Source organism: Cerasicoccus arenae, assembly GCF_014651635.1.
GTDB classification, from domain to species: Bacteria; Verrucomicrobiota; Verrucomicrobiia; order Opitutales; family Cerasicoccaceae; genus Cerasicoccus; species Cerasicoccus arenae.
In genome coordinates this window covers 332901-358268 of record NZ_BMXG01000001.1, presented here as the reverse complement: position 1 = coordinate 358268, position 25368 = coordinate 332901, and the positions used below count along the sequence as shown (strand labels likewise).

Here is a 25368-nt window from a genome sequence, read left to right as displayed (position 1 = left end):
TTTAATATACCAGCTGATGTAGGGTAACTCGTTGGCGCTGTGGAGGACTCGATGCTCAGGAAATACCGATCTATTATAGGTATGTCCTAGGCTATAGGCTGGTGCCCCGTCGTTGTGTTTGGAAAGGTTAATGAGCTTAATATACCAGTATTCGAGTTGTTTGTATAGCAGAATGAACTGGTTATTTATAGGCTTTTATTTAGGCTATTTGCTATGAGTAAGACAGATTTTTCCGGCAAGTTACCGATCGTTAAAAAAGTGGATGTGTTGATCATTGGCGGCAGCGCCGGTGCTGTTGCTTTGGCACTTTCGGCTAAGCAGGCTGGGTTGGATGTATTTATCGTCGCTCCACGTTCTTATCTCGGTGAGGATGTTTGTAGCGCCTTCCGTTACTGGCCGCACCAAGTTCCGACGGAAAAAGATGTGCTGGCTGAGGCTATTTTCTCTGATCCCAAGCCGCCAACTCCTTTACGGGTGAAAATCGCGCTGGAGCAGGCGCTAGTCGATGCAGAGGTGCCTTTTCTCTTTAATACCCTGCCCGCGAGCATGCTGCGTGATGGTGATGGGCAGGTGGCTGGCGCAGTGATTGCTCACCGTGGTGGCCGTCAAGCAGTGCGTGCCCGTCTCGTAGTGGACGCCACGCTGGAGGGGCAAGCCCTTGCTCAGGCCGGTGTTGAGGTCCATGTTCCTCAAGGTAAGCAGACTGTTTCCTGGGTGACCATCTCAGAGGGGGAAGGGCGAAATGCAGAAGGGCTTTCAGTCGAGCCATTACCCGGTTATGCGAATCTGGATTATGAGCTTAGCACGCGCCGTTATCAATTGACCGTTGATTTTGGTGATGGTTCTCCGGCAGCCCAAGGGAAGGCTTTGACTGCCGCGATGCAGGCCTGTTGGACACCAGAGGAGTTCCGCTGCCAGACCACGCTTCGTCCACAGTTGCCGATTACGGAAGCGTTGCCATCGCTCAAGTCGCTCAAGGCTCAGCCTGGCTTGATGGCCTTTACAGAATCTGCGATTCTGCCTAGTGGCAGTGAGTCAGCGTTTACTGATCCCGTGCGTGCAATGAGCTTGGGACGTTGCTTTGGCGCTGCTCTATCCACGATTCTTACTCCTCTCAAGGACAGCGATTTGACCGTCGTTTGCGCTGGAGCGACATCTGTCGATGGAGCGATCCGTTCGCTCGCGCAAGGTCTTCGTCCGTCTGATGAAATCAGCGAGTCAGTGGCTTTTAACGCGCAAGCCGCGCCCGTGCTTGGCGAGTATGACGTCGTCGTCGTTGGCGGTGGTACGGGTGGCTCTCCCGCTGCAATTGGTGCGGCTCGTGCTGGTGCTAAAACGCTGGTATTAGAGGCTACTTCTGGCTTGGGCGGAGTGGGCACCGTTGGCCAGATCGCGAAATATTGGTTCGGAAACCGAGTCGGTTTTACGGCTGAAATCGACCAAGGCGTGGCTGCGCTCGAAGTTAAAGAACGCTTTCAGAAAGCATCTGGCATTTGGTCCGCGGCGGTCAAATCCCATTGGTATCTAACGACAGGTGCCAATGAAGGGGCCGAATATTGGTTTAACACCCTCTGTGTGGGTGCTTGGGTGGTCGATGGCGCTGTTCGCGGTGTGTTGGCGGTGGGCCCGAATGGCTTTGGGTTGATCAAGGCGCGTTGTGTGATCGATAGCACTGGTTGCTCGGACATCCCGGCAGCGGCTGGCGCGGAAACGCGTGTCATCAGCAAGGATCACGTGGCCGTTCAGGGCACTGGCCTAGCGGGCGTCAAACCCGGTAGAGAATACCACAATTCGGACCATGGATTTTCGGATGACACTGACATTGTCGATGCAACGGCATTCTTTGTTAGCTCACGTTTAAAATTTGAGGGAGACTTCGATTCGGGCGAACTGGTGGACTCCCGTGAGCGTCGTCAAATTGTGGGCGACTATACGCTATCGGCGGTGGACCTTCTTTACGAGCGCCGTTTCCCGGACACCATTTGCGTGGCCACTTCCAATTTCGATACGCACGGTTTTACCATCGATCCAAGCTTCATGGTGATCCCCCCCAACCACGATGCGCTCTGGGCAGACGTGCCGTTGCGTTGCCTCCTTCCGCGTGGCTTGGAAGGCGTGCTGGCCACAGGTTTGGGCGTGAGTGCCCACCGCGATGCTTTGCCCGTTATTCGGATGCAGCCCGACGTTCAAAACCATGGCTATGCAGCAGGCTATTTGGCAGCGCTCTCCGCTAAAACCGGCCGCAAGCTCCGTGAAATTGACGTGCGTGAAGTGCAGGCTCATTTGGTTGAAATCGGCAGCCTGCCTGAGCGTGTGCTGTCTGACAAAGACTCCTTCCCGGTTTCGGACGATGTCCTCGCAGAGAAGATTAACACTGGCTGGAATGAGCCAGGCGGCGTTGCCTTGATTCTGCTTGAGCGCGGACGCAGCCTTCCTTTGCTTCGCAAGGCATATACGGCTCTTGGCGGCTCTCGCGACGCACAGTCCCTTCGTTACGCGCAATTACTTGGCCTGATGGGCGATGACTGCGCTCAGGATGAACTCATGGAAACGATTGAGGCGCGTCCGTGGGATGCTGGTTGGAATTACAAGGGCATGGGCCAATTTGGGATGAGTATGTCGGAGCTCGATAGCCTCATTGTTGCGCTGGGGACGTGTGGCGATGGGCGGGCTTGGGATTGCCTATTCGCGAAGATGGATACCCTGACAGCGGAGTCGGAATTTTCGCATTTCCGGGTGGTTGGAATGGCGAGTGAGGCGCTCTACGCGCGCTCGGCGAACCCGGCTGCGGCAGCCCGCCTGACAAGGCTTCTGGAGCTGCCTGGCATGTGTGGTTATGCTCGTACAGGCCTAGAAAGCGTGCGGGTCACGGCGAACAACGACATGATTGAGACAGAGGCCCGGAACTTGGCTTTGCGCGAGATCCATGTGGCGCGTGGTTTGTTTCACTGTGGTGATCCTGACGGGCGTGGGGCAGCGATTCTCAAGGAGTATGCGCAAGACCTACGTGGGCATTTTGCGCGTCATGCGTCTGCGGTGCTTAGGGGGGGGTAGTTGTTGCTGTCTTGGCGAATTAAGTGAGGGTCATGCCGCGTCAAGGCGCATCAATATTGAGCTTTATGGGCCTGATTTGAAAGCTTGGCTATTGCTTGGGTGCCTAGGTGCAATTCCGCTCTCGCCCAAAAACTGATACTTTTATGCCCCATTTGAGCTGAGTTGTGCCCAAAAAGGGGCATAAAAGTATCAGTGTGAGGCAACGCTTGCGGTGATTTTGGCAACTGATTGGTTGCGTGTTGGCTTGGGAGAGTAGCGTGCTAGCTTGGAACGGGTTACGTGTTGTTCGCGCGGATTCGTTGCAAGTTGGCCTGGGAGAGTAGCGTGTTGGTCACGCGGACGAGGGGCGGCTATTAATCGTCTTCGTCTTCGTCGTAGGGTCGACGACCGAGCATGCTGCCTTTCATGAAGCGGGCGTTGCGATGCTCTTTATTGACGCGGTTGTTGGCCCAGCGGTTGTAGATCAAGGCAACGCCAGCGACGAATAAAACGCCGCCCAGAACGCCGACCATGCCGTAATTACCCATTTATGGTTACTTCTGGCCTTTGTGCCTTGATGAGAGAACAAAAATGCCTAGTTGGGCCTTGTCTCTCACGCGTTCACTTGGGCTGCCTTGATTTCAATTCACGCCGCGTCTGCTTAGACAAGCATGAGCGCGGGTTTTTCGAGCACTTCCTTGAGTGCCATGAGAAATTCTGCGCCGACTGCGCCATCGATGATGCGGTGGTCGCCAGCCATGCCGACGCTCATGCGATCGCCTGCAATGATGTCGCCGTTGGGGCCAACTACAGGCTTCTTGATCGTCGCACCCACGGAGAGGATTGCGGCGTTGGGCATATTGATAATGCCGTAGAAGCCAGTGACGCCATACATGCCGAGGTTGGTCACGGTAAAGGTGGAGCCTGCCATCTCGTCTGGTGACAGCTTCTTGCTGCGTGCCTTCTTGATGAGGGACTTGGCCTCAGCGGAAATTTGCCGGAGCGACTTGGCGTGGGCATCGCGAATAACGGGTGTCAGCAGGCCGTCTTCGAGGGCGACGCCGAATGCCAGATGCACGGCACCGTATTGCTGGATCGTGTCGCCTTGCCAAGCGGCATTGACTGCAGGCACGCGGCGAAGGGCTTCGGCGCTGGCTTTGAGGATGAAGTCATTGACCGTGAACTTGATGCCGCCCTGTTCAGGCGAAAGCTCGGCGAGGCTGGCGTTGAGCTCGGCGCGCATCGCAATGAGTGCGGTGGCGTCGATTTCGGTTTCCAGATAAAAGTGTGGGACTTCGGTCTTGGACTGGAGCAGGCGCTGGGCAATGACGCGGCGCATGTTGGAGACCTTGATCGTCTTGTCTTCCAAGCCTGCGGCAGGAGCAGCAGGAGCAGCAGGAGCTGGCGCAGATGGAGCAGGCGAGGCGGCAGGGGCTGAGACGCCGTTTTTCTCGGCCTCGAGCACGTCTGCCTTGGTGATGCGACCACCGGGGCCGGTGCCCTTGATGGAGTTGATCGGGATGCCCTTGGAGTCCGCAAGCTTGCGGGCCAGCGGGGAAATTTTCACGCGCTTACCATCGTCTTCGGTGGCGGCGGGCGTTTCAACGGACTGGATAGGCTCTTGCTTACGGCCTTCAGCACTGCCGGTGTTGGTGCTCACTTCTTTGTCGGCTGCGGGCTCTTTAGGCGCATCGTCGAAGGGCTTTTCTGCCTTGGCGGGAGCTTTGGGCTCGGGGGCGGCTTCACCTTTTTCACCGATGGCGCAGATGGGGGCACCAATGGGCGCTTCACCGCCAGCTGGCGTGTAAATTTTAATGATCACCCCGTCGGTCACGAGGTTCTCAAGTTCCATGGTGGCCTTGTCAGTTTCGACTTCGCAGAGGATGTCGCCTACGGAGACGGCGTCGCCTTCTTGTTTGAGCCAATTGACAATCGTTCCGACTTCCATGGTGTCGGAGAGCTTGGGCATATCGATGATTTCAGCCATAAAGTGGTAATCTAAAAAATGAATTCGCGGATCAGAGCAAAGTTGAAAGATAACTTGGCGTCTCTCACGCCCCTGTCAATGGCGCAAAAGCGTTCTACGGCGGCTAATTCTCCCCGGCAATTACTTTGCGGGCGAAGGTAATGCCGTCTTCCAAGGTGGCGAACTCGCCGTCGAGTTGGGCTTCGAAGCAGGTGTCGAGGATGGCCTTGAAGGATTTGCCGGGCTTCAGACCGAGTTCAATCAGATCGCGGCCCTGCACGAGTGGGCGGGGGACGCTGTCTTGGACGGCCAGCTCTTCGGCCTTTTGGCGGAGCCATTCTCCGGCGGGGAAGTCAGCGGCTTTGGGCGGGCGTCCAGCCATGTCGGCGGTGGCGACGCGGAGTAGGCGGTCGATGCGGCCCACGCGGTTGGCCAAACGGCGGATGGCGGCGTGAGAGGCGTTATTTTTATAGAAATCGGCTGGCCGCATATGGGTTTCGATGAGCGGCAGCACTTGGTCAATCAGCTCGCGATGGGCGGTCAGTCGACGCAGAAAAGTTTCGGCAATGGGCAGACCGACGACATCGTGCGCGGGTGAGCGGACGCGGCCATTTTCATCCGTAAAGGTGGTGGCGGGCTTGCCAATGTCGTGCAGGAGTACGGCGAACCCGACCACGAGGTCTTCCCAATCGTCGCCGATGCGCTCGCGGGCAAAGGCGTCCATGCAATGCAGGGTGTGGAGCCAGACGTTGCCCTCGGGGTGCCATTGTGGGTCTTGTGGGCAGTCGGGCAGGGCGAGCAGCTCTGGGTAATAGCGAATCCATCCGCAGTCACGGAGGAAATGCAGCCCCACTGATGGCTTTTTGCCCTTGAGAATCAACTTGGACCACTCCTCGAACAGGCGTTCGCGCGGGAGGTCTTCGGCCTCAATCGACTGGCAGAGGGCGAGGGTTTCCGGGGCGATGGTCAGCTCAAAACGCGCCAGAAATTGCATTGCCCGGAGGACGCGTAGGGGGTCTTCGGCAAACTGATGGGAGACGTGGCGCAAGACGCCTTCGGCGAGGTCGCGTTGGCCGTGAGCGGGGTCAATGATTTCGCCGTTGAGCGGGTCCCAGGAAATGGCATTGAGCGTGAAATCGCGTCGGGCAGCGGCCTCGGCAAAGGTCATTTCTGGATCGCCCTCGACCGTGAAAGCTTTGTGCCCTTGGCCGGATTTGCGTTCGCGGCGGGGGAGGGCTACGTCGATGCCCAGCCCTTTGACGATGAATACGCCGAAGGATCGGCCCACCTGATCAATCCGGTATTTGGCGGCCAAAAGCGCCTCCAACTGGTCTGCGGGCACACCAAAGACCTCCAAATCGAGATCCTTGGAAACGGCTCCAAGGAGAGCGTCACGCACGGCACCACCCACGACCAATGCCCGCCCGCCCGCTGCTGCGACATCCTGAGCAATGGCTATAATGGCGCGGCCTGATTCGTGATCGAGCGGGATTAGATGGGGGCTTAGTTGGTTTTCTGACATAGAAACACGGTCCGCAATTGACAGCAGCGGAAAGTTTATCTTTAGTAATTTACCTAATTTAGTAAGGAAGACTCATTTCGGACGACAGAAGCAGCATGTTAGAGGAACTCGAAGACTTGCAAGCGATTAACCAGCGCTTGGAATCGGCCACGGCTCATGCCCGTATCGAATGGGCATTTGAGCGTTTTGGTGAGCAGCTCGTGATGAGCACCAGCTTTGGCGTTCAGTCGGCGGCCTTGCTGCACTTGGCCAATGCCGTGGCACCGGGTATCCCTGTGGTTTTTGTCGATACGGGCTACTTGTTTCCAGAGACCTACCAGTTTGCGGATAAACTGGCCAATGACCTGAATCTCAACCTCAAGGTGTACAGCCCGCTGCGCACGGCTGCCTGGCAAGAGGCACTCTATGGTAAGCGTTGGGAGAAGGATATTGAGGCCCTTGAAGCCTATAATTTGGAAAACAAAGTGGAGCCCATGAATCGCGCGCTGATCGAGTTGAAGGCGTTGGGCTGGATGAGTGGTTTGCGGCGCGCGCAGTCTTCCACACGCACCCATTTGCGCCCGTTGGAGCGGCAGAACAAGATGTTTAAGGCCTACCCGATCATTGATTGGTCTGACCGCGACATCTACAAATATTTGACGGGCAACAACCTGTCTTATCATCCCTTGTGGGACGAAGGCTACGTGTCGGTGGGCGATGTCCACAGCACCTCTAAGCTGCTTGAGGGCATGACCGCCGAAGACACTCGCTTCAACGGCATGAAGCGCGAGTGCGGCCTCCACGAAGTCAGCGACCGCACCGACTTCCAGATCTAGCCAGCGTCCCGCTGGACCGAGAGATTCGAGCATTGCGCGAATGATGGGGCTTTGGGACAGGTTCGACTAATTGGGGCATGGGTGAAAGGGGTGAGGGCGCGTATGCCCATGCAACGCATTAACGCTAAAATTCGCCGATAATAATAGGCCGACGGAATCTGCGTAAAATCTACGTTCATCCGTGGCTAAAAATCCTTCTGTGGTTTGCGGATAATGCGCGGGCTTGTGCGCGGGGGATTTTTCTGGGAGAACGATTGCCGTGAAAGTCAGTGTGATCACGCCCTGCTACAACGCGGCCCGCTTTTTGCCGGACTGCGTGGCCTCGGTGCGCCATGCGTTGGCGGGGCGAGAATACGAGCACATCGTCGCCGATGGCGGGAGCACGGATGCTACGTTGGACTTCCTTCGGAGCCAGCCTGATGTCGATTGGCGCTCGGGTCGGGACCAAGGCATGTACGACGCGCTCAACCAAGCGGCGGCTCGGGCGACTGGCGAGGTCATCATCCACTTGAATACGGACGAGCAGCTCAACCGCGTCGGGGTCAATGCGGCGTTGGATCTGCTGGAGCGCGACCAGCTCGATGCCGTGCTTGGGCCAACGGTTATGGTCAACGGGCGAGGGGTATTCTTACAACTTTTCAAGCAAGTCATTACCCCGCGGTTGATCGACGCCTATTGGCACATGCCCGTGCAGACTTGTTCGTTTATCTATCGCCGGGCGCTCTGGGAACGGTATCCGTATGATGCTAGTTACCGCTTGATTGCCGATCACCTCTGGGTCAGGCGTCAGCTGGAACTCGGCGCGAAATTAGGCGTGGTCCGCGAGCCGATTGGCATTTTTGCCTGGCACGGAGACAACCTGAGTAGCACCGAAGGCAAAACCTCAACCGAGGACGCCCGTGCAGGGGTGACGATTCCGCGTGCGCAGCTTCAGCGGGCCAAGCGCATTTACCGGCTTCGCAAGCTGTTGGCTGGCGGCTATTGGGCCTCACCAGTAAGCTATGAAATTATCCGCAACGGTAAGTTGGAGCAGTCGCAGATTACTCGGCCAAGACTGAAGATCCGGGGGAATCCACGAGACCTGACGGGATAATTCGTCGTCCCTTAAAAAAGAGCAGCCTCGGGCGAAGCGTTTTCGTCGTTTCTTCTGTAGGTAAGCCCCGCAAGGTCACGCCCGAGCAGCTCCTTGAAGCCATCGAACAGGTCATGGCAGCCTGCGCGACAAGCTCCAGCTCTCCGTCAACGCCGATATTAACAGCCGCATCACCTGGTCCGGCGAGCTCCAACCACTCGCGCCCGATGACATGCAGCAGTTTATTCTCGGCCAACTCGATCACGCCGGACTCGCCCACGCAACCTTCTCCGATGCTGCGCTCAACATCATTGTTCAGGCCGCTGAAGGCGTCCTGCGCGCCGCCCGTAATCTCTGCATCGCCTCCCTAATCGAAGCCGTGCGAGATCAGACCAAAACCGTCGATCTCAAGCAGGTCAACGCCGTGCTCATGCAGCCGCACTGGCGACGCCAATACGACACCCCACTGCCCGAGCAAAGGAGGAAACCCGATGCACAGCAATGAACCCATCGAACGCCAATCGCTACAAAAAATCCTTGCCCGAATCAGGGAGGATTTTTATCACAATCAGCATCCCAGAACACTTTTCCGGGACCAAATCGTTCTTTGCCAAGCCATCACCTGGCCAGCCGCCTGGCTCCACGACAAAGGCCTGCACTTGCCGCCGCAACGCTACGAAGCACTCATCGTACAAAGGCTCGATGAGATCGTAAAACACGGCAACCGGGCTCAATACCAGACCTACTTCCCAAGGTATCTCATGCAATGCCTCCAGCAGTGGTTCTTACGCCACGGAGATCGACTCTGCGATGAGCTGCGCCATGTGCGACACGCCCTCTGGCAGACCGATCAGATCATACGCGCCATCCAGCAAAGCCAGCCCCCGGACCACGCCTACACCCAGAACCTCGCCCAGGCACACCGCATCATATCCAGCCAACGTCGGCGCAAATGCGCGTCCGAGAACCACTAGCAAATCACCCTCCTGTAAAACAACAAAAGCTCAACGCCATCATACGTTGAGCTTTTTTCGTCGACGAAAATGAATCGATTTTTCGGCCAAATCCGTCGTAGCCCACCCAGCGCGATACGACGCCACCGGATACTTTTTTTCTCAATAAAACGGCATTCTCATAAAAATCGTATGATCCCAAATCGGCAAAAATGGTCGGCGTTAATTCGGCTAGTAACATGTGACATGGCCTACATCAACATGACCCTCTGGGGCATCCCTGCGCGGATCATCTGGGGCGACACGCTCCGTATGACCTTCAACGGCCAATGGGAGAACATTCACTGGCACCGGGTCGGCGAACCGTTGCGTGAACAGGTCAATGCTTTCATGGACATCTTCAAGGCGACGGATGACCGTCAGGAAGCGAAGTTGAGTAAGACTGACAAAGAACGCGATATCGATTTCAGAACCAACAGTACCGGGCAACAGGAATGGATCTTCAAGTAATTCAATTGATCTTTGTGACTAAATGTCGGGTGATTTGACCAGTAGCATTAACAACAATATACCCTTCTGCTCCAAGCCCTCGATCCCAATCTTCAGCATCCGCCTCAAAATGCCAAATGACCTCTCCGTCAGCTAAATCTGAAAGAAATGCCGCCCATTCCTTTCTCCTATGCTCAGGTAATGATGAGGAGTTAGAAGAGAAATGCTCCCGCATTTCATCTAAATTGCATTCAGTAGTGTGATAATTTTCTAATTCTGACAGATTCTTCATAACTAGTGCACGAACATCATGGATTCTAAAATCATATCTCGAGAAGCGCCGCCTTGCCAACCAAGGAATCCAGTCAATTCATCATGACTTAAATTGAACCATGGGTTATTAGCCAATCTGTGGAAAGTTCCCCTATGGAGATTTACGTTACCTTGCATAATAAAAGGATTGTTCCATGCAGGATTATAGAACTGGTCTAATGCATGTTGGACTTCTTCGAAGAAAACACCACGCCCTGTATTGGCCCTTCCAGTCATTAGATGAATCGTATTTGTATCTAAATCGAAATAATTGCCAATTGGGACACCTGATCGACCTCGCCGCAAAGCCTCCCTAGAGGAAAAAACTATCTCAGCTCCTGTCTTTCTCCTTAACTCTCGAGTAATAAATGAAATATCATCTATAGATCCAAAGCCTTGAGCAATGCGATTTGCCTCACCGACACTTCCCAATCTACTAGGTGATAAAAATCTAATTCCATCATCCGCAAAACCACCAGCAAGGCGTAAACCATCGTCAGCAAAACCGCCGCCAGCGAACATAAGCGGTAGGAAGATGAAATTACCTGCCTGTGCCCTGGCTCCCTCATAATCACCGCGCACAGCCATAATTCCGCTGCTTGAGCCGGGAATGGCAAATTCTACCCCGAACTCTGCGGTATCTAAAGCTGGACCAGTAAACCAAGGCAATGGCTCAAAGTTCTGTGACGAACGTTCGACGCTGCGGAGATAGACCAATGCAAGTTCTTCTGCGAGAACATCCGTCCACCACTCCCCAAAGCTTCCTGGCTTCTGTCGACTTGATCCTGAATAAGTTGGCTCTGCTTGTGGAAAGCTCAAGAAAAAGGTGTAGTTCGCGCCAAAGGCAATTGCCCCGTAGTCATCAAAATATAGGCTAGTTTTTCTGCGAGGGTCCCATGTATTCGCTCTGGGGAGCACGCTATCCACTCTGGCAAACCGATCAAATCATACGCGCCATTCAACGTAGTCAGCCACCAGATCAAGCAGACAACGCATACACAAAAAACATGGCCCAGGCACACAGTATCCTAAACAGCCAACGCCGTCGCAAAAACGACCGTCAGCTTACCCTCCTGTAAACAAAAAAGCTCAACGACATCATAAGCGTTGAGCTTTTTCGTCCCCGAAAAAAAGGCATTTTCGGCCAAAAAAATCATAACCCGACAATCCACTATGACCCTAGCGGCTACTTTTATTCTCAATAAACAGGGATCCACAAAAAAAGCTTATGAGCTAAATTCGGCATTTTTGGACGGTCGTAAATTGGCTCGTAACACGTTGATCCAACAGATGCTCCAAATCCTGCTGGAAAAGTTGCGGTTCAGCTTTACATGCTTTTTTAGGCTTCATCGTTTGACCAAGTTTTAAGGATTTAATACGCTTTACTGATCAGAATCGTGACGAACATAAACAAATATGTCACTGATAATCAGTAAGTTGAACGCTTTTTAAGGGGCGACTACGGTAGTGATATTTCCACCTTCTAGCTCCACCCAGCCATCTGGACGAAGGACACCCAATTTTGTATCTCCGTGCGGAATGCGAAATAATCGATCAGTCCAAACAACATCAAATCCACCATCTGGCCTTTCGTTATACTTGATTACATTCAGCCCCAGATAATCCACCTGATTCACCGGATCATTGTCGCAGAATATCCCAATCGCGATTATTACCGGACTTGCGCGAAAATAAGGGTGTCGCGCCTGAAAATGATCCAAAGAACGTATAAAGCTTTGATGCCCTATACCGTGCAAACATCAAGCAATACATAATCACCATCAAGTCGCTGCTTGTGGTAAGCCAATCTTGTTAATTGTCGATTTGGCTCCCTCCGGAAGCCTTCCATAAAGCTAAAGTTTAAGAAGGAATTTTCGCATATGAAGTCGACAAATCTTTGGTTAATTAGAGTCCAACCAGGCATACAACTTGGATTGATGCAATCAAGATCATGCAAACACTCTAGATCGTTCAAATCATCCATTTGAGTAGCCTCTGAACCACCACAGACTTCACATGACTGAGGAACTGAACTGGGAGGACTATTGATAAAATTCACAGTGAGAGTTTGTGGATATGCAAAGAAATACCGACTAGATAATTTCAATGGTTGGTCACCAAAAGTTAATCCATCAAGAAGCGACTTCCTCCATGACTCTCGAAACTTTTCAGAAACAACGAACGTAGACGATAAGCCGAATGCAACGTCACCGAAAGCACCTCCACGAAATTCCAAATTATCAGCGGCAAGGACTCTTTTTGCGGAAATTTGTTTACGGCACATTGGACATCTTTCTAGATCGCTAAGCGTCCTATCACCTACAATTTGAGCATAGGCAAAGCCATCAGTCTGCCCCGCTCGTTTCCGAACGTCCCAAGTGTCTAAAAAAAAATATCTCATTACTGAATTGGCCCCAGAATTACCCCGGGTATTCTTATAGCGGCTTCACCATCATTGTAGTATTTCTCTATTTCGTCGGAAAAATCAATCAAGTTGAAATCGCTTCCCTTGCTATTAATGTAATCAATCATATAGTCGTCGTAGTTGATATGCCACTCTTGATATCCGATATGGCCACCCGGAGACGACATGAACTGTAATCTCGGATTATTTCTTAATGCAAGGGCAGTTGCCCTGTCCATACCATTTTGCTCAAGAGCATCAACAATCGGATTTGATATTAGGTGATGGTTCTGAGGTGACGGTGAGCTTATCGCCTTTAAATAATCCGCGAGTAGATCGTCCATTGATCCAGCAGTCCGCTCATCCATTGCGAGTAAAAAGAGGGGATCATTCGCTTGCCTTGCTTTTAAGGTATTGATTTGTGGGCCCCAGTTCGCTTCAAGCAACCTCATTTCATCTAGAAATCCCGATGGTGGCTTAAAGTACACCTCACGACTTTTGAAGGAAAATTCTAGGAGTTCACCGGAATGCTTAATTCCTGATCGCGTAGCTACTCTCCCCAAACTAAACAAATCCACAGCGCCTGGCCCTACATCACCCAATAAATAAGAGAGGTCTGAATCCACCCCCAAATATACTAACGAGCCAGTAATACCACTGGACAAACTACTTCTAACATCCCTTCCCGAAAGAACGGTCCTCCAGCTTGCTTGTAGATTATCAATTCCAATTCCAGTCAGTATTAGACTAGTCCCAAATGATTCTGGTGCTAAAGCAATTCCTCCACCTATTTCTAGGCACGCAAATCCCATTCCAAACGCGCCTCGAACTTCAGGATGAGATCCGGCAAATTGCGCCAACTCGATGTATGGCTCAGATACTTCCACTATTGCTGGGGTGATTACAGAAACCAAGTTTGCAGATCTGTTACTGGGTCCCAAAATAAAAAAATCTATATCGATACCTTCTAAGCCTAAGTAATCCACGTGGTTCACGGGATCATTGTGGCAGTATGCGTACAGGTTTGGCGACACGCCTTCACCGAGGGGTTCACGAGATAGCCAAACACCCATGATGGAGTCGTAGTAGCGGTAGCCGAAGTAGACCAATCCGGTTTCCGCGTCGGTATATTTAGTTGAGTAGCGGAAATGGTTGGCGTCGGCTACGGAGCTACTAACCGCATCGGGCGTATGCATGGGCTCACCGAAGGGGCCATATTCGTAAGTGGCCACCGTGGAGCCCGTGTCTGAATCCACCAGCGCGATCACGTCGCCGCGGTGATTGTAGACGGGAAAGACGGTTGTGTTGAATTCGTGAGAGGTGATCGCTGCTAGGCCGCCGATGCCGCCCGCCCCGTAGCCGCCGGATATGTCCGGCCCCCAGGCGTAGCTGTTGATCGGCTCGTAATTTTCGTCGAGCTCGGCTGCCAGATTCCATCCGTCATACACGAAGTAGCGCGTGTAGAGATGCTGGTCGTGCTCGTAAACGCTCTTGCGGTAGCGTCGCCCCTGTGCGTCGTAGGCGAATTCCAGACGGTAGTTGGGTAGACCGGCGGCGACGGAAGCAATGGTCGCCTCCATAGTCGTGAGTCGTCCGGCCCCATCCCATTGGTAGCTCCAGCGCCAATCGGTTTCTCGGTGGCCGTCAGCATCGTAAGCGATCGCGCTGCTGGCCGGAGGCAGCACCCTCTGCCAGTTGTATTCGGAGACCGCATTAGCTTCCGCCAGTGCGCCCTGAATAATGACATTGAGCAGGACTGGGCCGCTGGAGTTGTCCGCCGAAACGACTGCGCAGGTGTAGCCTCCACTGGAAGTAGTTGGATGTACGATGTAGGCGTCACCAACGGACACATCGAGTGTGATGTCGGGCGCGGGATTGATCCCTTGGTCAACGAAGCGCACAGCGTCGGCTACTACGGTGCCGTTAGTGTCTACGGTACCGATACGCACGCTCACCTCCGTCGGACGCCCCACAGTGATACTCTGCAGCGTATTCCAAGCGCTTCCGTTGATCTTCTGGTTGACCGTGTGTAGTGTGCGTTCATTGCCTACCGCCACAATTACAGGTACATTGCTGGCATGCGAGGCGTCTGCGGGCCATTGCATGTCTAGGTAATATTCGCCGGGCAGCAGTTTGACGAAGTAGTCGACCCATTGCCGGCCCTTGTTCACGTTGCCATCATGCAGATAGTCGTCACCCTGGAATCCGACGGGCGCATCTGCGCTCGTCCAGCTTCCGGCATAGGCCACGGAACTGAGGTTATCCCGGCTCAGCACAGAAATCGTTGCGCCGTCTGCCGCCTTCACCACCACATCCAATTGACCGTTATAAGTCTGACTGGTGGGCTGATTCAAGTCATTGCTGTAGCCATACCCTCGAACCGAGCCTCCCCAGTTCGCTCCCGTTCGCTGGCCAAGCTCGTTGAGAGTGTAATCAAACTCTGATCCGCAAAAGAGCGCGTTCCCATGCTTCAGTTCTCCCCCCGACAGCTGGGCGTTGCTGTAGTCAAAGGTCCATGAATTGCCCGAGCCCATGTCTATGTCGACGATTTCGCCCTTCGAATTGTAACTGGGATCAAAATAGTATGTGGTATCAGCGGTGCTATTGATCCAATCTAGGCGTGATCCATCCCAGTCGCGGTCAACACTCAACACACCGCTGCTGTAACTGGTGGTATCGATTTGACGCGCGCCAGTGTAGCCATAGGTGACCGTGTTGCCGTTATAGGACAAGCTTTGCAACATGGTGTCATTGCCACTGTAATCATAGGTGACTGCAGTGAGCTGCTCGCCGCCGTGCGTGACAGATAGATCAGTGAGACGATACAGACTGTCGTAAGTGCGATCGACCGTGACGCCACCCAGTGCACCGGAAGTCCATACCTCATCCTCCAGCAGTGAATCCTTGTAAGTCAGAGTTCGGACGCCGGAACCATCCGTGAATGTGGAAGGCAATCCCAAATCATTACGCACACTGATTGAAACATTGGGCGTTCCATCTGAATAAATGACGTCGGTAAGCTCATTAGAGCCCGCCTTGTATTCAAAGCTAATACCAATGCCTCGGGCAGTCGTTAAGTTTTCCGGGCGCCCTCCCTCCGAACTTTGCAACGTTGGTCCCAGGCTATTAGCATAACTTTTATCTTCAAACGCTCCTCCAGTATTGATCTTCCATTCGGTGGTCGCGCCACTGCTGGTCGTGGTCAACTGCTGATCCACTCCAGAAGCATTGATATTTGTATCCAGAGTCAGGGACGGCATTCCTGGAGCGCTGAGAGCGGTCAGATAACCCTTACTATCCGTCTCTACGGCAAAATCACCGCGAAGAGCGTTTCCAGAGACATTCTTAAAGCCGTTCGAGTAATTGTAATTCGTCGTGTGGCCCTGACTGGTTAGAGAACTAATCATGCCGTTTTTGCGGAAAGCAGCCGAAGAGGCGATACCGCCCCAGCTACTACTCAGACCAGTGATACGATTAAAGCCATCAAGTGTATAGTTCGTTGTGCCACTCGCTCCATCGAGAACCGTTGATATCGTTTCGAGCGCCCAGTCGTTGGTGTAATCCAGTGTAACCGAACCGTAGGGGTTGGTCATGCTAATATTGCGTGCTCCCAGATTAGGCGTAATGACGGTATTGAGGCTCGTTTGACCAAGAGGAGTGATGGTGCTCTTCAGAGTAGAAAGATTGGTGACCACTTTACGAATCTCGTGCTCATTAAGCTTTGTTGTCACAGTGCGCTCACTACCGGCGTAAGCAGTGTCGACATTAAGTATCCGGTCACCTTGAGTCAGGGTGTTCATGCGACCTGTGGATGGGTCATAGTCGAACGTCGTGGCAATGCCATCAGGCGATTCAATTTTCTCAAGCTGGCCCTCTGAGGGATAATATTCAAACTTTGTGACCGCAGTACCGCTACCAGAGGCCGAGGGGGACTCGACCTTGGAAACTCGACCTATCGCATCGTAGTAGGTGGTCTCGTAGATGTTTTTTGACGACGCGTCTAGACTTCGTTTCACGTAGGTTTCGCCGCCAGCCACGCCATAGTCGAAGCTGACCGGCTCCACACTACTGCCTCCTAGGGAAATAATCGAACCGTCAGGATGCGTAGAAACCACCGTGGTTTCATTGGTCTCATGGTTTTTGGTCGTGTAAACGAAACCGCTCATTGCAGTGGATGTAGCGGGCTCAAACTCATTGTATGCTGACAGCAACTCGCCAAAGCCATTTGTCTTACTGCCGACCTTATAGCTCTCACCTCCGGCTGAGTATGTGGTCGTGGTAGTGAAGCGATCGTAGTCGATGTCGACATCGACTTCACTGCTATCCACGCTAATAACTCGCTCCAAGCCATCATAGGAAAAGGTGTGCTCGATACCATTGCGATCCGTTTCTTTGAGCACCAGATTACGGAAGTCTGCGGCGTAAGTTCTGCTGATTTTGGTGCCATCCAAGAAAGTAACTTTCTGCGGTCGCCCCCAGCCATCATAATCACTACCGGTGGCGCTCGTCACCGTAACGCCATTTTCGGTGGTGACGCTCGAAACGAGATGGCCTTGCTGATTGGTGACGCTCTCTATTACCTCGGGGCCAGTTGTCACAGTAGTCGTCAGGCCTCCCCCACTGTAGCTATAAGAAAAGTCGGTGGTTCGTCCGTCTGGATAGGCTACCGACTTGATCGCCCAGGGAAGGTCTCCTTCATTGCCTCCATAATATTCGACCGTCGTTTCCAGCCCAACGCCATCGGTGATGGTGTAGCCAGTAAGTCCGTTATTCCATACCTGCTGACTCTGAGAGATGACTGAGCCATCCCATTTGACTGTAGTTGTGACAGTGCTGCCAGAGGGAATAACGGTCGTCTCAAGCGTTGAGCCTCGATACTGCTCCGTGCGAGAAGTCAGCCGACCGTAATCGTCAAAAGTCTGACTGAAGGCATTGGGACCATCAACTGAAGTGACATAACTCCCAATATTGCGCGAAAGTGGTGGATCGCTCGTGCTGTTGTCGACCACCTCCCAAATATTTCTATAGGTCAGATTGCGCGAGGATTCCCCATGGCTAATAGCGCCGTCAGGTTCATAGAGTAGCTCAAAGTGTCCGGTCGGTGCCTCATGCTTCGCCACCGAGGGAATTGTGAAAGTCGAATCGCCGAAGAAAAACGACGCATTAGCAAAATTGCGACTGTATACTAGCTTATTGTCTACATGCACTTCATATTCGGCCGCATACGGGTCAAACGATTCCACTTGAGCCGTGTTACGGTGGCCTTTGAAAATCGTTTTAATGCCTGTGAAATTTACAAAATCAAAGAAGCCATTGGGATTCGGTTGCTTCGAGTAAGAAATTTTAATCTCCTTGTGATTCCCGGAGAGCTTGACCGCATCACCAGAGTCGGAAATTTCAATCACGTCAAATGGAGGGCCATTGATCCGGTACGATCCATTTTGAAAAGCACCTTTTTGATCAGCCCTATACAACTTGACCGTATATCTATCCGGATCGATGCCGCGACCTGTGCCTACAGGCTCTACGTTCGCAATGACATCGATGCCAACAACCTGTTTAATGCGAGGCGTTTGATACCACTCCATTTTCTCATACCCATAATTATAATTATAATTATCTGGACTTGTTAATTCCCCTGGTTTCACCCCTGGGATTTCATTTTCATCTAATTCATAATACACTTCAAATGCACGGGCGTTTATAAGCATATCCAAATCAATTACAGAACCAAATCCATCAAATGCAGGATCTCGTTCAGTCAAAACACTGAACCCAAGATATCCAGGCGCGACTCCATCTACTCCTCGACCAAGATCAATATACGCGGTTTGCTGACGAAAATCGACACGCACCTCCCCCACATTTCGACCAGCGGCAGCAACCTTAATCGAATCACTAAGATATACTTCATACTTGAAGTTTGGTTCAAAAACCAAAAAACCATCAGTCCAATTATAGATATAGCTATTATTCCATTCAAGTTCACGCACTCGAAGTTCAGAATCAATATATTCCCAACCCCCAACATCAGGCTCAAATAAAAATGTTGTTTTTTGATTCCATACTTCTTCATTTATCAAGTATTCAAGATAAGAATACCACATGCCATTAATGGTTGCAGATGCATAACCTGTAGCCAAATTCCTCCCCTCTGGTGAAGAATACGATTCAGCATCTTCATCATAATCATACCATGCACATTTATATTCATTTTTGCCGCTAAATTTCTTGTATGCTCGATAACCTTTAAATTCCTCATAAGCCTCCGGCCATGTTCCAAACTCAACAACAACAGCCTCAGACGAGTAAATTGGCATGTTTCGACCAAGGAGATAGAAAGATCCATCAAGGCCATCTTTTTGACCGGAATATATAGTAAATCCTAAATCATGATAACTATCACCTGGTTGATACTCGCCTATGTCTTCAGCTCCATTTTCTTGAAGATCGAATTCATAATAGCCTTCATTAATAAGCCATTCCGAAATGGATTCATAATCATAGATAGGGCCACCAACAGCGGTATAGGACGTCGCCAGTCCCTTCCTCGAATTGTTGGTTTCATAACTTGTCACGTTAATGTCATCTATAGGCCACCATTTGTCTGCTCTAGTACCTCCATGCTGAAGGACATATGGCCACTTTAGATATTTCATTTGATTGATGCCACTAGCAAGCTGGCGTAATGCAGGCACCAAATTACTCTCATTGATAACCCCGATATGATTTAATGAAACATTTTGAACCCGCCCCCCCTTGAGTAGACCCAAACCTGGTGAGTTTGCCGGAAACACATACTCATCAATTAACAAGTTATAATTGATTCGAATCACCTTGAGGACATCAAGCATATCAGATAAGGGCACTGAATTCAGGCTATAATCCGCAGGATAATTAGATATGCCATAACCCCACTCTATTGGACTCGGTTCATACTCTTCCTCTGGATCCTCTGGATCTTCTGGATCTTCTGGATCTTCATTGTAATTCCGACATTTGGACTCTGCGTATTTCCGCTGCTCTAGGCACATATGTCGCTCCTGCAAAGCGCACATAACAGATTCGATTGTCTGAGCTTGGGTAATGCTAGTGATTGTACAAAGAATCCCCGCAATGAAGATGAAGGTCCGAATGGCTGATTTCATGTCTCGAAAAGATGAATTAATTTTGTACAGGTGCTGCTGATAATTGAACACTTGGGTTGTCTGGTTTAAGGGAATGCGTCAGCAGCAGGAGTTCAGCGTCCGAGCCCAGGCCATCAGCGTCCGGGTCGTCCGTTATGCTGTTGGTGCTATCTGTGGGATCGGTTCCATTGGCGTATTCTTGAGCGTTGGTGTCGCCGTCGCCGTCGAAGTCGTCCATCCCGAGGACATCATAAAAGTCGACATCTCCGTCATTATCCTGATCCGTCAGGCCAGCATCGATAATTTTTTGCTCCCAGCGATCGAGCAGGCCATCATCGTCGAGGTCAATCAGGTCTGAGTCAAAAACGCCGGGATGGCGATTGTATTGATACTCTAGGAGATTGGTGAGGGTGTCGCCATCGGGGTCACGACCGCTGTCAGCGGTTTCATAATCAGCGAAATCGCCGTAGAATAGTTCCCAACCATCGGGGGCGCCATCGCCGTCTCGGTCTTCGGCATCGTCCAAGATCGTATCATCGTCGCTATCCGTATCATTCGGGTTAAAGCCCAGCAGATACTCTGCTAGGTTCGACACGTTGTCGGAGTCCGCATCTCCCTCAGGAGTCTCATTGAGGTCGCTAAAATGCAGCAGCTCCCAATCATCACCTAGGCCATCGAGGTCTAAATCACCTTGAATGGAGATCGAAATCAAGCTGGAAACGGTGACGCTGCCGTAGGCATCAACCACTTGCGCAGTCAATGTATGTGAGTTCAAGCTAGAAGTCTGCGCAGGCAGAGGGCTCCAGGTAATGGAATAGTTAGACGAATTCTCCGGAACAACATCGATGCCCAATAGCGTAGCACCGTCGTAAAATTCGACTCTAGCGATGGCCGTGTCGGCATCACTGGCGGCAACCACCAAGTTGAGCGCATCGCCTTGCCAGACAATATCGCCGTCAATCGGAGAATTCCAGGCAATAACCGTAGGCGAGCCGCCGGGCGTGTCATTAATATTGGTTGGATCGCTACCTGCATCCAACTCCAATCGGTTCGAGGCGTCATCACCATCAAAGTCACCATTCGGCTCCTGGGACAATCCACCGAAGTAATATCGCTCGTCATCATCGCGCATGTGGTCCCCATCCTTGTCCTCGATGACGTTCAGTGTGATGGCGCCCGAATCCACTGAATGGCCAAAGCTATCGTAAACTCTGGCGATGATGATGCGCGCTGTAATGCCGTCATTGAGATCAGCAGTCGGCTTTTTCCAGTTGTAGGCGTAAACGTCGTTGGCCGCCAAGAAGTCGATGCCAAGCAACGTCCCGTCTGCATAGAACTCAACCCGATCCAAAATGGAATCGCTATCGGTGGCCGAAGCTTTCAGCGATACGGCCTCACCCTCCCATACAGTAGAGCCGTCCAGCGGGGAAACGAGGGCGATTACCGATGGATTATCCAAGGGGTAATCGTTGTTATCGGTCGGGTCCGTACTGTTATCATGCTCAAAGCCGTTCAGATAACCGTCACCATCGAAATCTCCCTGTCGATCATGATCGATGACACCAAAATGAGTGATCTCCCAATCATCCTGTAAGCGATCTCCATCGGCGTCACCGCGGATGTCTAATGGGGCCTCCTGCAAGGCATCTACCCTGTGTCCGTAAACATCGATGACTTTCGCGGTAATATACGTTGTCACCAGCCCATTCCCAAGGTTCGGCAGATCATTCCAAAGCATGTAATATAGATCTCCCTGAATTGGACTAGTAACCGCACCGATGAAATTGTCATCGTAATAAAACTCCACGCGATCAATCTCGGTATCGGCATCCATTGCTGTAGCGGCCAATTCCACGGATTCGTCCTGCCAGACTTGCGAGCCGGTGGGTGAAGGCAAAATCAGTGTGATGACAGATTCTGCGTTGGGCGAGGGGATATCTTCGATCACGGGATTTGTCCCGTTGAGGAATTCGAAGAGGTTATTGGCCTTATCCGCATCCGAATGGCCCGTGGGGTCGGCATCCAAGTTCGTGAAATATTGAATTTCCCAAGTGTCCGGTAGGCCGTCTGTGTCGGTGTCCTTCCAGACGGTGATACTCACGTTGGCCGAATCAACCAGATGGCCATATTCGTCAATAACTCGCGCAAAAAACGTGTAGGTAGTATCCGCATCACTCTCCAGAGGGAGATCAGCCCAATTAAACGAATACCCGCTGTTTGGATTGGGCGAGTAATCCGTTCCGATTAGTTGTGCATTGGCGTAAAACTCGACGCGCTCAATGGAAGTATCAGAATCGGTTGCCGTGGCTGTCAGCTCCAGAGACTCACCGACAAAATACTTGTCTCCATCCTGTGGAGAGTCAACGCTCACGAGGGAGAGCGCATTAAGGTAGGGGGTATCGGCAACATGCGGTTCTGTGCCATGTGTGAACTCAAATAAATTATTGGCTTGGTCATTATCCGGGTCTCCCGAGCCGTCCTGATCCAAATTAGACCATTTGGCCAATTCCCAAAAATCCGGAAGGCCATCCTCATCCGAATCTACTTCTATACTTAAATTGATCGCAGAGGAAGTTGCCCGGTGGCCATAAATATCAACCGCAACAGCAGTTAGTGAATAAGTTGCGTCAGTGCCAATCATCGGTAAATTATGCCAATTCCACGTGTAGACGTCCTCAGACGTCGGCGTATAGACGCTAGCAATCAAAGTTGCATCATAGTAGAATTCTACATGCTCGATTGTTGTATCGTTATCAGTCGCCATTGCGCTAATTATCATTGATTGCTTATCTAAAATTGAGTCGCCATCCAGTGGCGCGACCAAAGCAACAACTGAATCAGCATTGGCTGGGTCATCCAGTTCGTTGTTAGGATCGGTACCACTCACATACTCAAATAAATTGGTTGCTTCATCTTGATCGGGATCACCATCCGGGAATTCATCCAGATTTGCAAAGTTGGACATCTCCCACCAATCCGGTAAATGGTCGTTATCTGAGTCTAAATACACATTCAAAGTGCTCGTATCCGACTCGACTTGATAGCTATTAACATCCACCATGATCACTTTTAACGCGTGAGCAGTATCTGAATCATTAATTAACGACGCGTTATACCATGTCCACGTATAGACATCATCAATCGCATAACCTGTTTCATACTGAAGCACATCGTCTACGTAAAACTCAACCCGATCAATTTCAGCACCTACGTTAGTCGCCCATGCTTTTATGCTGATTGATTCACCCTCTAATATTGAGGTGCCGCTGGTTGGGGAAATGATCGAGATATCCGCTCCTGCACTAGGCGGCCAGCCATCTAAAGTAAAGGAAAACACATGCTTAAGCTGCCCCAGATTCGCTAGAGCATAGTTTTCAGAAACTGGGGTCGTTGGATTCCACGGGTATTCATCGCCACTAGTAATCACGGTGCCATCGGTCAGGGTTACCAAAAAACCGACTGCATGCATTCTTTCGTAAAAGGGGGCAGCAATTGCCTTCAGTTGACCGAGGTTTAGAGCGACGTAGTTGTCGTCTGGATCGGTAGAGAAATTACCCACCATCGTTGAGATTGTAGTTCCTGCCGAACCGGTTTCGGCGGCCTCCATCGCATCATAAGCAGCATGCGCCAAATTCTTCGCCTGCCCAAGGTTCGCGACCCCATAGTTGCTCGCCATCCAGGCATCGTAAGTTGCCTGATCATAACCGGCCTCTCCAGGTGCGGGAGGCGGTTGACTAGCCACGACTCCCTCACTAAGCCACCACGCTGGATAAGTAGGCCCAGCATTCAACACAGATGCTGCGCAAAGCAATAAGAAGAGGAAAGGGAATAGTCTCATGATTTTTCTAAAGGATTGCGTATCGGCGCTGCTAATTGCCGTATGTACCCATATCGATGTCGCCTTGGGCTTGAGTCATCATAACTGCACCACTGAACTCAGCTTTTCCATCTTTGTAAATGGTCAGGGCGTTAGCGCGATTTTGATCATCGTCGCCGATGCCGATTTCAAAGAGCGGATCAGCATCGTCCCACGCAGTATCTCCACTGGTGGAGCTAAAGCCACCGACATTATATTGGCCGATCGCAAACGAGGCGTAAGCATTCGCATTGGTACCAGACCCACTCGCAAATAAGTAACTGCCAGTGGCGATTGTGTCTTCGTTGATTGCGAATGAAGCCAGACCGCCAGCATAGTTGTTATGACCAAGCGCGATCACATGCGAATTCCTGGCCTCCGAATTGAGCCCCATGGCGATAGAATAACCAGTAGTTTGACCATCACCAGGCGCGTTGGCTTCTGAGCCAAACAGCGCGAACGCTTTGGGCCCCTCGGCTTTAGCCAACGTGCCCAAAGCGATGGACCGATCTCCCGTTGCCCATGCTGCGTTGCCTATCGCAATCGCGCGCAAATCGGTCGCCCGGGCATCCTCGCCCACCGCAAACGTATTGTAAGCGGTCGCCTTGACATTGCGGCCCATGCCGATGGAAAAGTCGCCTATTTCAGAATTATCCCAGCTACCGTCGAACACTTTACCGACGCGAAAAGCCGATTTTCCCGTGTGCCAAACCAAACGCCGACCATCTCCCTCAGGCATGCCATTGCTTGCCTCGCTCGTATACTCGCCAAACACAACGACATTGAGGGTGGGATTTCCAATGACTGACAATCCGCCATACAGGACGGTGTCGATGCTGTGAGATGGAGCCGTCTCATCCCCAACCACCAAATCACCATCCACCAGAAGGGATGGACCCGCATCATTGGGATCGCTGAGCAGCTCTTCAATCACGTCGCCATAATTTCCAGCAGTTAAGGTGACAACGGGCAAAAGCAGGGCGGCGAGGGTGACGGATGATATTTTCATTGTAGATAAAATTTTCATTTGGTTGGTAAGATTAAACGGGCTTCATTTTAAATTATTCGGCTTGAGGGGCTTGAGCCGCCTCGAACGTCTTCACCGCATTGCGGCGTGATTCCGGGGAAAAGTCTTTAATTTGTTCACGCCACTCAAAGAAAGCCTTGTCCGAGTTGTATTCAGCTACGCGGCGATCTGTCTGGGCAACAGACAGCCCAGCAGGCAGGTCCAGAATAGAAAAAGCTGGCGCTGATTGAGCACTTTTGCGCTGGCCCTTTGCCATCGTAATCATTGCGCGCAACTCAACAATCTCAATCTGATGCGCACGATCAAATGCTTTCCAAGCCGCTCGACGCTCCTCCGGGCTGGCATTGCGGAGGGCTTCCCTTTGATTGAATCTGGCTTGTTCGAAAGCATTGCGGGCCACAATTAAATCACGCTCCTCATCCGTAGCGTCGGCAACAACCGCTTCCGGCATGAAAGTTCTACTCGATGTTTCCAGGCTCAACGATTTCACCTGAGCCTTTAGCCGTAACAGCTCCACCCGGTCAGGACCACGTTCCTGCTCCCACTCTTTGACTGCTTCACGGCGCGCCTCAGGCGACAGCTCCTTGGTTTGCTCACGAAGCTGTATATGCGCCTCTTCGGAGGCGTCTTGAGCAGCCTTCAGCTCTGCCTTTGCCGCCTCAAACTCCGAATACGTATCCCCATTTACATTGGCCACCTGGACCATCAATAAGAAAAAATATGCGAATACTTGTGTTAAAAAATGCTTAGAGGTCTGGCGCATGTGTTGTTATGTCATTTTAGTAATGTTCG

The 25368-nt window shown here is 51.8% G+C and carries 18 protein-coding genes; 6 read left to right on the top strand and 12 right to left on the bottom strand.

Going from position 1 to position 25368, the window contains the following annotated elements; all coding sequences use genetic code 11:
* Window positions 1–213: 213 nt before the first annotated feature.
* On the top strand, window positions 214–3054 hold the full coding sequence (locus tag IE065_RS01550) for an FAD-dependent oxidoreductase (RefSeq protein WP_189511130.1): 2841 nt from the start codon (window positions 214–216) through the stop codon (window positions 3052–3054).
* A gap of 353 nt (window positions 3055–3407) precedes the next feature.
* On the opposite strand, the gene IE065_RS01545 is transcribed toward IE065_RS01550, so the two are convergent.
* The 3 genes from IE065_RS01545 to IE065_RS01535 all read right to left on the bottom strand — a co-directional run bounded on the left by IE065_RS01545 (window position 3408) and on the right by IE065_RS01535 (window position 6521).
* Window positions 3408–3581, bottom strand: coding sequence for a hypothetical protein (locus tag IE065_RS01545; RefSeq protein WP_189511128.1), 174 nt, complete (start codon window positions 3579–3581; stop codon window positions 3408–3410).
* Window positions 3582–3694: 113 nt separating this feature from the next.
* On the bottom strand, window positions 3695–5020 hold the full coding sequence (locus tag IE065_RS01540) for a dihydrolipoamide acetyltransferase family protein (protein WP_189511126.1): 1326 nt from the start codon (window positions 5018–5020) through the stop codon (window positions 3695–3697).
* Between the two features lie 103 nt (window positions 5021–5123).
* On the bottom strand, window positions 5124–6521 hold the full coding sequence (locus IE065_RS01535) for a CCA tRNA nucleotidyltransferase (RefSeq protein WP_189511123.1): 1398 nt from the start codon (window positions 6519–6521) through the stop codon (window positions 5124–5126).
* 95 nt (window positions 6522–6616) lie between these two features.
* On the opposite strand from IE065_RS01535, the gene IE065_RS01530 reads away from it, so the two are divergent.
* From IE065_RS01530 to IE065_RS01515, 4 genes are all read left to right on the top strand, one after another.
* A complete protein-coding gene (locus IE065_RS01530) occupies window positions 6617–7336 on the top strand; it encodes a phosphoadenylyl-sulfate reductase (protein ID WP_189511121.1) in 720 nt (239 codons plus the stop codon).
* Between the two features lie 259 nt (window positions 7337–7595).
* Window positions 7596–8429 (top strand): glycosyltransferase, encoded by an 834-nt coding sequence (locus IE065_RS01525; protein ID WP_189511119.1) that lies wholly within the window; start codon window positions 7596–7598, stop codon window positions 8427–8429.
* A 211-nt stretch (window positions 8430–8640) separates the two neighbouring features.
* Complete coding sequence (locus IE065_RS01520) at window positions 8641–8913, top strand: hypothetical protein (protein WP_189511118.1); 273 nt, start codon at window positions 8641–8643, stop codon at window positions 8911–8913.
* Window positions 8900–9382 carry a hypothetical protein gene (locus IE065_RS01515; RefSeq protein WP_189511117.1) on the top strand — a complete coding sequence of 161 codons (483 nt, stop codon included), beginning with the start codon at window positions 8900–8902 and terminating at the stop codon, window positions 9380–9382. The genes IE065_RS01520 and IE065_RS01515 overlap by 14 nt, the downstream gene beginning before the upstream one ends.
* Before the next feature lie 4 nt (window positions 9383–9386).
* Here IE065_RS01515 and IE065_RS01510 read toward each other — a convergent pair whose 3' ends face one another.
* Window positions 9387–9602 carry a hypothetical protein gene (locus IE065_RS01510; protein ID WP_189511115.1) on the bottom strand — a complete coding sequence of 72 codons (216 nt, stop codon included), beginning with the start codon at window positions 9600–9602 and terminating at the stop codon, window positions 9387–9389.
* A gap of 5 nt (window positions 9603–9607) precedes the next feature.
* Here IE065_RS01510 and IE065_RS01505 point away from each other — a divergent pair, with 5 nt between their 5' ends.
* Window positions 9608–9871 (top strand): hypothetical protein, encoded by a 264-nt coding sequence (locus IE065_RS01505; protein ID WP_200163225.1) that lies wholly within the window; start codon window positions 9608–9610, stop codon window positions 9869–9871.
* Between the two features lies 1 nt (window position 9872).
* Here IE065_RS01505 and IE065_RS01500 read toward each other — a convergent pair whose 3' ends face one another.
* The 8 genes from IE065_RS01500 to IE065_RS01465 form a co-directional block, all read right to left on the bottom strand.
* On the bottom strand, window positions 9873–10142 hold the full coding sequence (locus IE065_RS01500) for a hypothetical protein (protein ID WP_189511111.1): 270 nt from the start codon (window positions 10140–10142) through the stop codon (window positions 9873–9875).
* A 2-nt stretch (window positions 10143–10144) separates the two neighbouring features.
* Window positions 10145–11089 (bottom strand): hypothetical protein, encoded by a 945-nt coding sequence (locus IE065_RS01495; RefSeq protein ID WP_189511109.1) that lies wholly within the window; start codon window positions 11087–11089, stop codon window positions 10145–10147.
* A gap of 521 nt (window positions 11090–11610) precedes the next feature.
* Window positions 11611–11799, bottom strand: a complete 189-nt coding sequence (locus IE065_RS17935) for a hypothetical protein (RefSeq protein ID WP_200163226.1) — start codon at window positions 11797–11799, stop codon at window positions 11611–11613.
* A gap of 107 nt (window positions 11800–11906) precedes the next feature.
* Complete coding sequence (locus IE065_RS01485) at window positions 11907–12563, bottom strand: hypothetical protein (protein WP_189511105.1); 657 nt, start codon at window positions 12561–12563, stop codon at window positions 11907–11909.
* Complete coding sequence (locus IE065_RS01480; RefSeq protein WP_189511104.1) at window positions 12563–19714, bottom strand: RHS repeat domain-containing protein; 7152 nt, start codon at window positions 19712–19714, stop codon at window positions 12563–12565. Before IE065_RS01480 ends, IE065_RS01485 begins: the two co-directional genes overlap by 1 nt.
* Window positions 19715–19730: 16 nt before the next feature.
* The gene (locus IE065_RS01475; RefSeq protein ID WP_189511101.1) at window positions 19731–23531 is read right to left on the bottom strand and encodes an Ig-like domain-containing protein; all 3801 of its coding nucleotides are present in this window, start codon (window positions 23529–23531) and stop codon (window positions 19731–19733) included.
* Window positions 23532–23562: 31 nt separating this feature from the next.
* Window positions 23563–24558 carry a hypothetical protein gene (locus IE065_RS01470; RefSeq protein WP_189511099.1) on the bottom strand — a complete coding sequence of 332 codons (996 nt, stop codon included), beginning with the start codon at window positions 24556–24558 and terminating at the stop codon, window positions 23563–23565.
* A 52-nt stretch (window positions 24559–24610) separates the two neighbouring features.
* The gene (locus IE065_RS01465) at window positions 24611–25273 is read right to left on the bottom strand and encodes a hypothetical protein (protein WP_194499995.1); all 663 of its coding nucleotides are present in this window, start codon (window positions 25271–25273) and stop codon (window positions 24611–24613) included.
* Window positions 25274–25368 lie beyond the last annotated feature (95 nt).

Bases quoted from the DNA above. Each gene is read 5' to 3' on its own strand.
- IE065_RS01550 (WP_189511130.1), top strand. From the start codon at position 214: ATGAGTAAGACAGATTTTTCCGGCAAGTTACCGATCGTTAAAAAAGTG.
- IE065_RS01545 (WP_189511128.1), bottom strand. From the start codon at position 3,581: ATGGGTAATTACGGCATGGTCGGCGTTCTGGGCGGCGTTTTATTCGTC.
- IE065_RS01540 (WP_189511126.1), bottom strand. From the start codon at position 5,020: ATGGCTGAAATCATCGATATGCCCAAGCTCTCCGACACCATGGAAGTC.
- IE065_RS01535 (WP_189511123.1), bottom strand. From the start codon at position 6,521: ATGTCAGAAAACCAACTAAGCCCCCATCTAATCCCGCTCGATCACGAA.
- IE065_RS01530 (WP_189511121.1), top strand. From the start codon at position 6,617: ATGTTAGAGGAACTCGAAGACTTGCAAGCGATTAACCAGCGCTTGGAA.
- IE065_RS01520 (WP_189511118.1), top strand. From the start codon at position 8,641: ATGCAGCAGTTTATTCTCGGCCAACTCGATCACGCCGGACTCGCCCAC.
- IE065_RS01515 (WP_189511117.1), top strand. From the start codon at position 8,900: ATGCACAGCAATGAACCCATCGAACGCCAATCGCTACAAAAAATCCTT.
- IE065_RS01510 (WP_189511115.1), bottom strand. From the start codon at position 9,602: ATGTTACTAGCCGAATTAACGCCGACCATTTTTGCCGATTTGGGATCA.
- IE065_RS01505 (WP_200163225.1), top strand. From the start codon at position 9,608: ATGGCCTACATCAACATGACCCTCTGGGGCATCCCTGCGCGGATCATC.
- IE065_RS01500 (WP_189511111.1), bottom strand. From the start codon at position 10,142: ATGAAGAATCTGTCAGAATTAGAAAATTATCACACTACTGAATGCAAT.
- IE065_RS01485 (WP_189511105.1), bottom strand. From the start codon at position 12,563: ATGAGATATTTTTTTTTAGACACTTGGGACGTTCGGAAACGAGCGGGG.
- IE065_RS01480 (WP_189511104.1), bottom strand. From the start codon at position 19,714: ATGAAATCAGCCATTCGGACCTTCATCTTCATTGCGGGGATTCTTTGT.
- IE065_RS01475 (WP_189511101.1), bottom strand. From the start codon at position 23,531: ATGAGACTATTCCCTTTCCTCTTCTTATTGCTTTGCGCAGCATCTGTG.
- IE065_RS01470 (WP_189511099.1), bottom strand. From the start codon at position 24,558: ATGAAAATATCATCCGTCACCCTCGCCGCCCTGCTTTTGCCCGTTGTC.